At 30.0% G+C, this 12202-nt stretch carries 8 protein-coding genes; 5 read left to right on the top strand and 3 right to left on the bottom strand.

Going from position 1 to position 12202, the window contains the following annotated elements; genetic code table 11:
• The first annotated feature begins 73 nt into the window (after positions 1–73).
• Positions 74–3100, top strand: coding sequence for a tetratricopeptide repeat protein (locus AB2B44_RS01640; RefSeq protein ID WP_369047810.1), 3027 nt, complete (start codon positions 74–76; stop codon positions 3098–3100).
• A 112-nt stretch (positions 3101–3212) separates the two neighbouring features.
• Positions 3213–4985, top strand: a complete 1773-nt coding sequence (locus tag AB2B44_RS01635; RefSeq protein ID WP_369047809.1) for a hypothetical protein — start codon at positions 3213–3215, stop codon at positions 4983–4985.
• 26 nt (positions 4986–5011) lie between these two features.
• Here the strand turns inward: AB2B44_RS01635 and arsC are convergent, their stop codons facing one another.
• Entirely contained in the window at positions 5012–5353 is a 342-nt protein-coding gene (gene arsC / locus AB2B44_RS01630; RefSeq protein WP_369047808.1) for an arsenate reductase (glutaredoxin), read from the bottom strand.
• 262 nt (positions 5354–5615) lie between these two features.
• Between arsC and AB2B44_RS01625 the strand changes: the two genes are divergently transcribed.
• From AB2B44_RS01625 to AB2B44_RS01615, 3 genes are all read left to right on the top strand, one after another.
• Positions 5616–7076 carry a sulfatase-like hydrolase/transferase gene (locus tag AB2B44_RS01625; protein ID WP_369047807.1) on the top strand — a complete coding sequence of 487 codons (1461 nt, stop codon included), beginning with the start codon at positions 5616–5618 and terminating at the stop codon, positions 7074–7076.
• Positions 7060–7791, top strand: coding sequence for an NUDIX domain-containing protein (locus AB2B44_RS01620; RefSeq protein WP_369047806.1), 732 nt, complete (start codon positions 7060–7062; stop codon positions 7789–7791). Before AB2B44_RS01625 ends, AB2B44_RS01620 begins: the two co-directional genes overlap by 17 nt.
• A gap of 61 nt (positions 7792–7852) precedes the next feature.
• Positions 7853–9433 (top strand): solute:sodium symporter family transporter, encoded by a 1581-nt coding sequence (locus tag AB2B44_RS01615; protein WP_369047805.1) that lies wholly within the window; start codon positions 7853–7855, stop codon positions 9431–9433.
• Positions 9434–9547: 114 nt separating this feature from the next.
• On the opposite strand, the gene AB2B44_RS01610 is transcribed toward AB2B44_RS01615, so the two are convergent.
• Together AB2B44_RS01610 and AB2B44_RS01605 are read right to left on the bottom strand one after the other, a co-directional pair.
• Complete coding sequence (locus AB2B44_RS01610; protein ID WP_369047804.1) at positions 9548–10744, bottom strand: metallophosphoesterase; 1197 nt, start codon at positions 10742–10744, stop codon at positions 9548–9550.
• 343 nt (positions 10745–11087) lie between these two features.
• Positions 11088–12194: a hypothetical protein gene (locus tag AB2B44_RS01605; RefSeq protein WP_369047803.1), complete on the bottom strand. Its 1107-nt coding sequence runs from the start codon at positions 12192–12194 to the stop codon at positions 11088–11090.
• Positions 12195–12202: the final 8 nt, after the last annotated feature.

Genomic DNA, 12202 nt, shown 5'->3' with positions numbered 1-12202 from the left:
TTTTTTATTTTTGAAAAATAATATCCAACAAAAATAAAAAAAGTACGTTATACATCTAGATAACGAAAAAAACATGAAGTCTATTTTCTCTAAAAAAAATCATTCCTTTTTTTTCTCTTTCTTTTTCTTATTTATTTTAGCTATAAATGCTCAAGAAACCGAAATACAAACAAACTTAGTTGCGCAATATCATCATGCCGTTCAATTATACAATAATAAAGCTTATGCTGCTGCTCAAACTGTATTTTCTGATGTATCTAAAAATATAATTGAAAAGGAAAATTTACAAACAAATGCCGACTATTACGATGCGATGTGTGCGGTAAAATTGAATCAGCCCGATGCTGATGCAAAAGTAATAGCTTTTGTAAAAAAACACCCCAATAGTACAAAGAAAGAATTGGCTTATTTACAGGTAGGTAATTACTATTTTGCTAATAAAAAAGTGGCGCAAGCCCTAAAATGGTATGCTAAAGTTGATGAAAATTTATTAAATATCGAAGACCGAAATACGTTAAACTTTAAAATGGGATATGCTTTATTGGTTTCTGGGCACGAAAATGATGCTCAAAATAAATTTAAGCAATTGTTAAACGATGCTCGTTATGGAAACGATGCTCGTTACTACTATGGATATATTGCCTATAAAAAAGAAGATTATAATCTAGCTCAAAAAACATTAACCGAAATAGCAGATGTAGCAGCATATAAAACAAAAGCTACCTATTATTTGTTAGATATTAGCTTTAAAGCGGGGCATTTCGATAAATGTATAGAATTAGGAAAAAAACTATTACCGAAAGCAAACCTAAAAGAAAGGTCTGAAATATCTAAAATTATTGGAGAAAGCTATTTTAACTTACAAAAATATGCTGAGGCAATACCGTATTTAAAAGCTTATAAGGGTAAAAATAGACGATGGAATAATACTGATTATTATCAATTAGGGTATGCGCTTTTTAAACAAAATGATTTTGCAAATGCCGTAGCCTATTTTAATAAAATTATTGATCAAAAAGATGTTGTTTCGCAAAATGCATATTATCAATTAGGCGATTGTTATTTGAAGTTAAATAAAAAACCAGAGGCATTAAACGCTTTTAAAAGTGCTAGCGAAATGGGCTTTGATGAAAAGGTAAAACAAGATGCGGCACTAAATTATGCTAAATTAAGTTATGAAGAAGGTAACCCTTACAAAAGCATTCCAGAAGTGTTGCAGACTTATTTAAAAAACTATCCTAATTCGTCGCATACAACCGAAATTAAAGAACTACTAATTACTTCTTATTTATACCAACAAGATTATCAGGGAGCATTAGATTATTTAAATAAAGTAGCAAAAAATAAAGAAAATATTAGTTTAAAAAATGAGGTGGCTTTATATCGAGGTATTCAATTATTTAATAAAAAACAGTTATCTAAAGCACTTCTGTTTTTTGAAACAGCAACACAATCTAGCGATTCAGCAATAAAAAATAAAGCTGTTTTTTGGTTGGCAGAAACGCAGTATAGATTAAACAATTATAATAAGGCATTAACTGAATTTTTGTTGGTAAATAGTAATGAATTTGATCAAAGTGATTTATTAAATTATCACATTGCATATTGTTATTTTAAATTAAAAAATTATTCAAAAGCGATTCAATATTTTAAGCAATATACCCAACAAAAAAATATAGAAGCAAATAGGTTTAATGATGCTTTTTTACGTTTGGGAGATTCGTATTATGCTTCTAAAAATTATGCGAGTGCTATTGATGCTTATACTAAAGTAATTGCAACTAATGCGGCAGGAGCTGATTATGCATTGTATCAAAAAGCAATGAGCAATGGGCTTACGAGTGATTATGAAAAGAAAATAAGCAATTTGCTAACGGTGGTAAATGAGTATCCAAATTCATCTTTAAAAGATGACGCCTTATTTCAAATAGGATTAGCCTATACTACTTTAAAAAACCATGCAAAGGCAGACCAAGCCTACAATAGGTTAATATTAAATCATCCTAAAAGTGGGTATATCCCCAATGTGTTATTGCGTCAAGGGTTATTGTTTTATACAGATAATGATAACAACAATGCATTGAAAAAATTTAAAGAAATTGTAGCAAAATATCCAAATTCTAGTGAGGCAAAACAAGCTGTTACAAATGCACGTAATGTGTATATTGATATGGGAAAAGTAGATCAATATGCACTTTGGGTAAAATCAATTCCGTTTATTAATGTTTCTGATGCCGATTTAGATAATGCTACTTATGAGTCAGCTGAAAATAAATTTTTAGAAGACAATACTGAAAAAGCAATTGAAGGGTTTCGTAATTATTTGCAAAAATTTTCTAATGGATTACACGCCTTACAAGCCCATTTTTATTTAGCTCAATCGTACAATAAAAGTGCTCAAGCAGAAAATTCTATACCTCATTACACCTATGTTGTTGAACAGAATCAGAATGAATTTACAGAAGAAGCATTAACTAAATTGTCAGAAATTTATCTAAAAAAAGAAGATTGGAATAAGGCTAAACCATTATTGCAACGTTTAGAACAAGAAGCTAATTACGAGCAAAATAAGGTGTATGCACAAAGTAATTTAATGACTGTTTTTTACACCCAAAAAAACTATAAAAAAGCGGTTACGTATGCTCAAAAAGTAATTGCTTCGTCAGCGGTAGAAAAAAGGGTAAAAGCCGATGCAAAAATTGTTATTGCTCGGTCGGCTTTTAAAACGAAAGATTTTTCTACTGCACAAACTTTTTTTAGTAAAGTAGAACAAACAGCTATAGGAGAGTTAAAAGCTGAAACGTTGTATTATAATGCATTTTTTAAACACGTAAATAAAGAGTATGAGGCGTCTAACAAAGTAGTTCAGCAATTAATTTCTGATTATTCAGCTTATAAATATTGGGGTGTAAAAAGCTATATTATTATGGCTAAAAATTACTATGAGTTGAAAGATGTGTATCAGGCTACCTATATATTAGAAAATATTATAAAAAACTTTGCTCAATATCAAGATGTGGTAGAAGAAGCGCAAACTGAATTACAAAAAATAAAGGTTAACGAGGCAAAAACTAACGAATCGGTAAATCCCGAGAAATAATATTAATAAAATCAATCTCATAAAATAGTTAAGTGTTGTGCTGTTAGCACTTTTTATAAAATTTATGAGGAAGTAAAAAACTAAAGTAAATGTTTAATTTAAATTTATTCGTGTGAAAAACCATATACCATTCTTGCTATTACTATGTGTCACCAAGTTTGTGTTTGGTCAAGTAACCCCTTCAGTAAAAAAACAAAACGACACCATAAAAACAGAAGTTATAAACGTGATAACTTCGTATACACCTAAAGTTACCGATGCGTTTAAAATAAAAAGTAATCCTGTTATAAAACTTTCTGATAAAGTAAAAAAACGAAAGTTAAACTATACTATTATTTCTGCACCAGTAGCTTCTACATTTATTCCGCAAAAGGGTACTTTTAAAAGTTTTAACTCAGGTGATAAAGAACGTATTTATAGAAATTATATCGCAGCTGGTTTTGGTAATAATACAACACCTTATATAGAGGCTTTTTTGGGGCAAAAAGTACCGTTTGAAAATGAATATGGACTTTATACAAAATATACTTCGGCGAAAGACCCTGTAAAAAACACACCACTTAATAGTAGTTTTTTAGACCTGTCTGCTAATCTGTTTTATAAACAAGAAACGCGATATTATGATTGGAAAATAGGAGCCGATTTTCAACATAAAAAGCGAAATTGGTATGGAATACCCAATACAATTAATTTTGCTGAAAATGTGCTAGATTCAATAAATGAAAAACAGCATTATAACTATATTAAAACATTTGGTAAGATACATTTTGTCGATTCAAATATCGATTTAGCTAAACTTTCTATTTCGTATTTTAATGATCGATGGAATAGCAACGAAATTGAAGCTGCTTTTGACTCTAGGTTTGTTTTTCCATTTCAAAAAAACGATACAGATTTTAATGATATTACAATTAATTTTTCTTTAGAATATTTAGATGGGCAATTCTCTAAATCGTATGAACAGGCTACTAAGCTAGAACATCGTTTTTTTACAGCTAATATAAACCCTAAGTATCGATTTAATTTTGAAGATTTTGATGTTAAATTAGGTGCTAAAATATATTTTAGTGCTGATATAAAACATAATGTCAATCAATTTTTTGGGTATCCAGATGTTGAAATTTCATACCCCGTTGTTAAAAATTACACAACATTATATGTTGGTTCTGGAGGCGATTTGCATACAAATTCGTATAAAAAATTTACAGAAGAAAATCCTTTTGTTTCTCCAACCTTATACCTAACTCAAACTAATGAAATGTATAATTTTTTCGGCGGATTAAAAGGTAAATTATCTTCCGATATAAGTTATGATGCACATATAAAATATAAAAAAGAAGAAGATAAACCTTTGTTTTTTATTAATAATTCAAAGTCTAATGGTACGACTACAGAAGCAAATGGAACTAGTTTTTTAGGTTATGAATATGGTAATTCGTTTAATGTGCTGTACGATGATGTAAAAACCTTTTCGTTTTTTGGTGAAGTAGAGTATTATGATAATAAAAACATGACACTTGGTATTAACGCTTCGGTTAATTCATATACTTTAACTCAGCAATTATATGCATGGAATTTACCGCAATTTAAAAGCGAATTATATGCTAAATATAAAAACAATAAATGGTATGCTGGCGCAACTATTTTTTATGTAGGTAGTAGAAAAGATGTTACTTATACAGGCGTTTACCCATCTACTAGTAGTGCTGTTGATTTAAAAGGTTATTTAGATGCAAACTTAAGTGTCGAATATTTATTTAATAATTATTTTTCGGTATTTGTTAACGCAAATAATATACTTGACAATAATTATCAACGCTTTTTAAATTATAATGTACAAGGATTTCAAATTTTAGGAGGTTTAACCTATAAATTTGATTTTTAATACAGTATAAATATTCTTTTTAAGGATTAAATAATTTCTTGGATAGACTCTGGGGGTCTTCCAATAACAGCTTTATTACCATTAATAACAATAGGCCGTTCTATTAATTTTGGGTTTTCAGCCATGGCTTTTATTATATCAGTGTCTGATAAGTTTTTCCCTTTAAAATTATCTTTCCAAATTTGTTCGTTTTTACGAACCAATTCAATCGGTTTAATATGTAACAACGCAATAATTTCTGTCAGCTCTTTTTCAGAAAGGGTATTGTCTAAATATTTTACTACTTCAAATTCTTTTCCAGACTGTTCAAGTATAGCTAAGCCTTGACGTGATTTAGAACAGCGAGGGTTGTGGTATATTTTTATCATTATATTTAGTTTATAGGTTCAAAAATTAGAGATTGTAAAATTATAAATTTCTTTGTTTTATATAAGCAATAAACCTTTTTAGCTTGCTCTAAATTTAAAAATACATTAATTGTTTTATTTTGTTAAGAATGTTAAATTAAACTTAATTTAATGATAAAAACGTTGTAAAATTATTTATAAGTGTATTTTAAACGTTTATTTTTATATATTTACGGGCACAAAATTCAAAACTCAAAAATTAAAACTCAAAAATTAAATTAAGATGAAACGCTTAACAAAATTAAAATTACTATACTCACTTGTTATTATTCTTGTTGGGTTTTCTTGTTCTGGAACAAAATCAGAAGCAAAATCTACAGCAAAATCAGTTGCTGTAAATACGAGTAATAGAGCACAACAACCGCCTAATGTTATTATTATTTTAACAGACGATCAAGGTTATAATGATGTTAGCTTTAACGGGAGTCCAGACATAAAAACACCAAATATTGATAGAATAGCCAATAATGGTGTAAGATTTTCAAATGGCTATGTTAGTTATGCTGTTTGTGGACCAAGTAGAGCAGGGTTGCTTACAGGGCGTTATCAAGATCGCTTTGGTTTTAGTCGTAATCCGCTTTTTGCCCCTAAAGATTCGTTACAAGGCTTACCTACATCAGAAATAACGTTAGCAAAAACTTTACAAAGTGGCGGATACCGTACTATGGCTCTAGGTAAATGGCATTTAGGAGCCTATAAATCACAACGCCCACTTAAAAGAGGGTTTGACGAATTTTATGGTTTTTTAACAGGTGGACATCAATATTTTCCGGATAGATTAAAAATTAATGATATTTCAGGAGTAAAAAGTCAAGGAGGAGCTTATGCTACAAAAATTTTAAGAAACGATAAGCGTGTTGAAGAAAAAGAATATTTAACAGATGGACTTTCAAGAGAAGCTGTTAGTTTTGTAGAGCGAAATACAAAAAATCCATTTTTCATGTATTTGGCGTACAATGCTCCACACGCGCCATTACAAGCTACCGAAAAATATTTGTCGCGTTATAAAAATATAAAAGATAAAAAAAGAAGAACTTATGCAGCTATGATTAGCGCTGTAGATGATGGTGTAGGAAAATTATTAGACAAATTAGATGAGTTACATTTAACCGAAAATACCATTGTTTTCTTTTTATCAGATAATGGAGGTCCTAAGCATACTACAGCTAATAACACACCATTTAGAGGTTACAAAGGTTCTATGTTTGAAGGTGGTATTCATGTACCTTTTGCTGTTCAATGGCCAGGAACGTTACCTAAAGGTGTTGTTTATGATAAGCCAATAATTTCTTTAGATATTTTTGCTACAGCAGTAGCACAGGCAAATATAACCCCTAAACATAGTATAGATGGTGTTAACCTAATTCCTTATTTAACAGGTAAAAATGATGGGTATCCACACGAATATCTTTATTGGAGAATGTATGATAAAAAATCATTTGCTATACGAAATAGAGATATGAAATTAATGGATGAAAAAGATTCGGGTATGATGCTTTTTAATTTAGATAAAGATTTAAGTGAGCAACACCCTATAACAGATAAAGCAACAGAAAAACGTTTGAAAGACTTACATACTCAATGGAACAGTAAAAATAAAAAACCAGTTTTTTTAGGTCTGTTTGATAATAAAGAGTATAATGAGCTTCATCCAGATCGTTTTAAAGATGGAGAAAAGTATTAATAACGTATTAAGTGTTAATGTTTCAGAAGCAACAGAAGTCTACGGCGAGCAAAAGAAGATTTTGGTCGCTGTAGACTGTATTGTTTTTGGATTTGACGGTAAAGAATTAAAGTTATTATTATTTAAAAGAAAAGTAGAGCCTTTAAAAGGAGCATGGTCGTTAATAGGTGCTTTTATTAAAGAAGATATGAATTTAGAGGAGTCTGCTGAAAAAATATTATTTGAATCAACAGGTTTAGACCAAGTATATTTACAAGAATTAAAAACATTTAGCAATGTAAATAGAGATTCTGGCGGTAGAGTAATTTCTGTAGCTTTTTATAGTTTAATACAACTAAAAAAATCGAAAACAGATAAGCTTCCGCATTATGAAGCGAGATGGTTTAGTTTAAATAAAATACCTGATTTAATTTTAGACCATCAGCAAATGGTAGAGGAGGCTATAAAAGAGCTGAGAAAAAAAGGAAATCAACCTATTGGATTTAATTTGCTTCCTGAAAAATTTACGTTACCTCAAATACAAGTTTTATACGAAAGTATTTATCAGAAAGAATTTGATAATCGTAATTTTAGAAAGAAATTATTGTCTTTAGGTATTTTAATAAAGACAGATAAAAAAGATAAATCTTCTTCAAAAAAAGGAGCTTATCTATATGAGTTTAATAAAGAAAAGATAGAAAAAATGGCTGTTGAAAAGTATGATTTTGGTTTGTAACCTAACCAATATTTACTTTTAAAACCTACTATTAATATAAATTTTTAAAATACTAACTATTATGCAACTTTTATCATTTATTGGCTTTACTTTACTAGTAGCTGTAATTTCGTATTACAAAAGTAGAAAAACAAACGAATCTACCTCAGATGGATATTTTTTAGGCGGAAGAAGTTTAACGGGTGTTGTCGTAGCGGGTTCTTTGTTACTTACCAATTTGTCTACTGAACAAATCGTAGGACTTAATGGAGCTGCTTTTAAAGAAGGAATTTTAGTTATGGCTTGGGAAACTATTGCGGCTATAGCTATGGTTATTACAGCTTTATACCTATTACCGCGCTATTTAATGGGAGGTATTACTACGATTCCTCAATTTTTAGAAAGACGATATGATAAATTTACCAAAACACTAACCTCGGTTTTATTTTTAAGTGGTTATGTAGTTGTATTGTTACCCATAGTACTATATTCTGGGGCATTAGCTATTAATACGATGTTTGACGTTCCAACCTTGTTAGGTGTTAGCCACACCGCAGCCTTATGGATTACTGTTTTTGGTATTGGTATAATAGGGTCGATTTATGCAATTTTTGGAGGGTTAAAAGCGGTTGCAGTTTCAGATACCGTTAATGCGGTTGGATTAATTATAGGTGGATTAATGATTCCTATTTTTGGTTTATTGGCTGTAGGTCATGGAAATGTATTTGATGGATTATCTACGATTGTTTCTAGTCATCCAGAGAAGTTTCACTCTTTAGGTGGCCCAAAAGCTTCTGTACCTTTTGGTACAATTTTTACGGGAATGCTTTTGGTTAATTTATTTTATTGGGGAACCAATCAAGCTATTATTCAACGTGCTTTAGGAGCTAAAAACTTAAAAGAAGGGCAAAAAGGATTATTACTAGCAGCGTTTATAAAAATTTTAGGCCCCTTAATTGTTGTATTACCAGGTATTATTGCTTTTCATATGTTTGGTGATACACTACAAAATCCTGACCAAGCATATCCTACTTTAATAACAAAAGTATTACCTGCATCATTAGTTGGTTTTTTCGCTGCTGTGTTATTTGGGGCTATTTTAAGTTCGTTTAATTCAGCATTAAACAGTTCGGTAACCTTATTTGGAGTAGATATATATAAATCGCATTTTAAAAAGGATGCTACTGAACTTGAAACGGTAAAGGCAGGAAAAACATTTGGTATTATTTTAGCTATTTTATCAATGATGATTGCTCCTTTAATTGCTAATGCACCAGATGGTTTATTTGGTTACTTACAAAAAGTTAACGGATGTTATAGTATACCGATACTTACCATTATTGTAGTAGGGTATTTAACCAAATATGTTCCTGCTTTAGCAGCCAAAGTGGCGATGGGCTTAGGGGTGTTTTTATATTTAGCATATATATTAATAGACCAATTTGTTTTACCTGAAACATTCCCTCATTACTTACACGTTATGGCCATTCTTTTTGTATTTAATGCATTGGTAATGTTAATAATAGGTAAGTTAAAGCCTAGAGAAACCCCTTACGTACCTTATAAGTCTAATGCAGTAGACATTACTCCTTGGCGATATGTTGGTATTGTAGGAACAGTAATATGCTTAATTGTAATAGGTATATATATCTATTTTGCATAGGCTATAACAATAAAAATAGATAATTTTAGAGATGTAGTGTTTTAAACACTATTAATAAATATAGCTAGGCTTTAAAACTTAGCTATATTTTTTTTAATTTATTTAAGATGTGTTTTAAAAGGCGAGGTCTTTTTTCTTGCCATCATCATTTACCGTAAAAAATTGATTGTTCTCTATTAACAACCCTTGTGATTTACCAGTAAACTTATTACTTGGGTGTTTTATATCTACTCGAATAACTTTTCCATTAAAATCGCTTGTAACTTTTTCATCAACAATAGTATGCCCAATAACAATGTGTTTTATAGTATAAAATTTTAATATTTTGTCTAAATCAGATTCTGTAACTTTTTTATAATATTGCTTATAATCTTTAACTAAACCTCGATACCAAAAAGGTCCCGTTCGGCTATAGACTAAATTGTCAATTTTATTGTCACCAGGATTTTGAGTAAGGTTGTTTCGAATGTTTTTTCTAACAATTTCATTAATTTGATCAATAGTTAAATTTGCATTAACCATATCAATGCTAATGCCGCCATGGGTATATAGTACATCGCCTATTTTTTCAATCGTGTTTTTGGTGGCAATCCATTTAGCAATTTCGTTCGTGTTTGATAAAAGGTAAGCGTAGGCTTCTTTTTCATTTTCTTTTCCTGAAATTATTTTAGCCAATTCAATATAGCGTTTTTTAACATACTTTGTGTTATAATGCATATTCATTATATCGTGGTTGCCTAAAATATAGTGTACTTTTCCGCCAACTTTTTCAGCTTCTTGTTCTAGTTTATATAATAACCATAAGCAAGGCCATGCGTTATTGCCTCTATCAACCATATCGCCTGCAATAACTAAGTGTCCATTGCCAAAAATCCAATTGTAATTTTTATCTATTATATTATTGCCTATTAGCATACTGTAAAAGGCATTAAAATTACCTTCAATGTCTGAAGTGACAAATATTTTTTCTGCTGCTGGATAAATAGCTTTAGAAATTTTATATTCTTTTTGAATTTGAAAAGTAAAAGTATCGTTGTCAGAATTATTTACCTTACAGGTAAAGGTATTGGTGTTTTCTTTTTTTACGAGTATGTTATGAATATAAAAAGAAGCGTTTTTATCTTTTTCTACGGTAACAACTCCCCAGTTATCTTTTTTATCATAAATATAAGGTCCATCTATTTCGTTTAACTTGGTTGTAAAATACATTTCATTTTCTGAATTGTATTTTTTTATTTCTGTTTTCTTACAACCATATATTATGATAGTTAAAAATAAGAGTGAAATTATTTTTATACTATAATATTTCATTGTAAAGAATTTAAGTTGTTTTTATACGGATAATAATTAGTAATAAAATAAGGAGGTGAGGGAGTGAATTTGAATAAGGCTGCTTAATGAGGGCTATTTTGAGTAATCTATCTCAGAATTAACTCTGAGATAGATTTATATAAAAAAACTTTAATTCATTAATCAGCCCACATAATTCAAATAACTTTCTTTTTCAATAATAGGATAATTAATAGCTTATTTTTTATATGAATAAGAGCTATTATCTATAGTTTATTTTAAGAGAAACTTGTGTTTGTTATTATTTTTAAGTTTCTCTATGATAGTTACAGTATTTAGGATGTAACTAGCTTTGTGTTTAAGGTTAATTTGTATACTCTAAAATAAGTTCAGCACTATCACTTCCTACTCCAGCCTCAGCTTCTCTTCCACCTCTAGAACTTGTTACATTAAGAGTGTCTCCTGTAGGTTTAATTATAATACTAATGCTATTACCAGGTACCCAATCGTCGCGGTTAACAATTTCTTGTATTATGCTAGATAAATCAACTGTTTTTTGAGCTTCACCTCTATCACCTTTATTAACCCATTCAGGTACAGACCAAGCAACATTGGCGCTAGTAAGACTTCTTTTAGAAAGGTTATTTAAAACTTTTTCGAAAGGTTCAGAATTACCTGTATTTTCACCATAAATAATTAATTCTACTGGGTTAGAGCCTATGTCGTCTGTTTGAAATTGAATTTTAGCAGAGGTAATATTAGCTCCTTTAGGTAAACCAATAAAGTTAAATCGTAACCCGATATTCATAAGCCCTTGACCGCTACTTTTTTCTCCTAATTCTAAATCGCTACTGGTTAAATCCATTGTGCCTACAGGGTCGCCCATGTCAACAGCAACTTCTTCAACATCATCTTCTTCATATTGTATAAAAAATGATTTTTCTTCATTAGGTTTTATAAGTTGAAACATAACCATGTTAAACTTCATGGCTTGCCTTTTAATATTAGCAATACCATCGTAATAGGTATCTCCACCTAGGTTTGTATTTGAATCGGTATCAAAATTAGGGGGTAAACCAGATACGATGATACCTTTGTCTGTAGTTACAGTTCCTACAAAGGTTACGTTTTTAGGTAGTTCTTCTGCTGAACTTAACCCTAGCGCATTAATTACGTCTTGTCTTTTTATAATTAAATTACCAGGAAAAGAAGTTACAGTACCCACAACGTCTGTTAAAGTATTGTCGTCTTTTTCGATAGCAACTTCATATTTTACGGCGTTATTATCAGGGTCAACAATATTGATGTTAACAACGGTTTCGTCTTCTCCTGTGATATCGTGTAGTGGGTCTAAATCGGTTTCAAATAAGGCAAAGCCTCCCCGATTTGTTAAATCGTCAAATATATTATTAGATTCTTGCTTACAAGAAAGCCCAATAATTAAAAACAGAAATAATATTACTTTTTTCATGATGTTGT

This window comes from Tenacibaculum sp. UWU-22, assembly GCF_041021355.1.
Lineage (GTDB): Bacteria > Bacteroidota > Bacteroidia > Flavobacteriales > Flavobacteriaceae > Polaribacter.
This window is presented reverse-complemented; position numbering and strand designations above follow the sequence as displayed.

Excerpts from the sequence above, each read along its gene's own strand:
- arsC (WP_369047808.1), bottom strand. The coding sequence starts at position 5,353 with ATGATAAAAATATACCACAACCCTCGCTGTTCTAAATCACGTCAAGGC.
- AB2B44_RS01615 (WP_369047805.1), top strand. The coding sequence starts at position 7,853 with ATGCAACTTTTATCATTTATTGGCTTTACTTTACTAGTAGCTGTAATT.
- AB2B44_RS01640 (WP_369047810.1), top strand. The coding sequence starts at position 74 with ATGAAGTCTATTTTCTCTAAAAAAAATCATTCCTTTTTTTTCTCTTTC.
- AB2B44_RS01610 (WP_369047804.1), bottom strand. The coding sequence starts at position 10,744 with ATGAAATATTATAGTATAAAAATAATTTCACTCTTATTTTTAACTATC.
- AB2B44_RS01625 (WP_369047807.1), top strand. The coding sequence starts at position 5,616 with ATGAAACGCTTAACAAAATTAAAATTACTATACTCACTTGTTATTATT.
- AB2B44_RS01605 (WP_369047803.1), bottom strand. The coding sequence starts at position 12,194 with ATGAAAAAAGTAATATTATTTCTGTTTTTAATTATTGGGCTTTCTTGT.
- AB2B44_RS01620 (WP_369047806.1), top strand. The coding sequence starts at position 7,060 with ATGGAGAAAAGTATTAATAACGTATTAAGTGTTAATGTTTCAGAAGCA.